The sequence below is a fragment of the Desulfovibrio sp. 1188_IL3213 genome (genome assembly GCF_036763145.1).
GTDB lineage: Bacteria > Desulfobacterota > Desulfovibrionia > Desulfovibrionales > Desulfovibrionaceae > Desulfovibrio.
In genome coordinates this window covers 1-1,018 of sequence record NZ_JBAIYR010000625.1, presented here as the reverse complement: position 1 = coordinate 1,018, position 1,018 = coordinate 1, and the positions used below count along the sequence as shown (strand labels likewise).

Here is a 1,018-nt window from a genome sequence, read left to right as displayed (position 1 = left end):
GCCTATGTCGCCATGGCGGCCGACCTGCCCCTTACGGGCGACCTGGGGCTTTCCGTAGCCCTGGGCCTGCTGACGGATACCGGGGGCTTCTGCCACGGCAATACCAGCGCCGATGTGCTGGCCCTGGCCTCGCACCTGGTTGCCAACGGCTGCAAGCTGCACTGGTTGCGCGAAAAAATGGATAATAACTGGAGCCTGGGCCGCTGGCGGCTCTGGGGCCAGCTGATGGAACGCGCGGTTGTGGAGCATCACGGGCAGATTGCCTTTTGCCCTGTGAGCCTGAAGGACATTGGCCGCTGCCAGGCCCTCAAGGAAGACCTGGAAGGCTTTGTGGAGCAGCTCAGACGGTTGCACGGCGTCAAGGTGGCAGCCCTGCTGCGCGAGGAGGCCCCCAAGCTCTGCAAATTCAGCCTGCGTTCCTACGGGTCCATCAACGTGCGCGCCATGGCGGCCGATATGGGCGGCGGCGGTCACTTTAACGCCGCCGGCGGAAGCCTGCGCCTGCCGCTGAAAAAAGCCGCAGAAGAACTTTTGCGGCACATTGCCCTGCACCTGGACGGACGTGTGCCGGCAGAGGCGGAAACACCGGAAGAACCAAAAGAGCCGGGCGGACAGTGAAAGCAGGAAGAGCCTGGACGCCGGGAGCACCCGCCGAACTGCAGAGGCAAAAACTGAACCGCCGCAGACAAACCGTCAGGGCCGCACCATCTGCCCCACTGCGAGTTTCTGCCGCGCCGCAAGAGGGCTGCAGTCGCGGCAGAACGCCCGAAACGGCTTCCGGACGCCTTTACAGCTACAGGAAGAAAATCTTCTGCGCAGCAGGGCAAAGCGGGCATTCTCGCGGGTATATCTTTTGACTTATGCCCCGGCAAAGGATATGTAACACTCTTGCGTATGGTCAAAAAAGATAACGTGGCACAAGCCCGCCCCAGCTACAGCCCGGAAAGCCCCGCGCCGAGCAGCCCCCTTGAGGGCGGTTCGGCTCTAGGTGCGTCCGGTCAGCACGAACAGCGCGCCA

General features: G+C 63.1%; 1 protein-coding gene. It reads left to right on the top strand.

All coding sequences use genetic code 11. The features are described 5' to 3' along the window. Window positions 1-618: DHH family phosphoesterase (locus V6C16_RS14110; RefSeq protein WP_333543541.1), on the top strand; the 618-nt coding region annotated here is incomplete at its 5' end. Window positions 619-1,018: the final 400 nt, after the last annotated feature.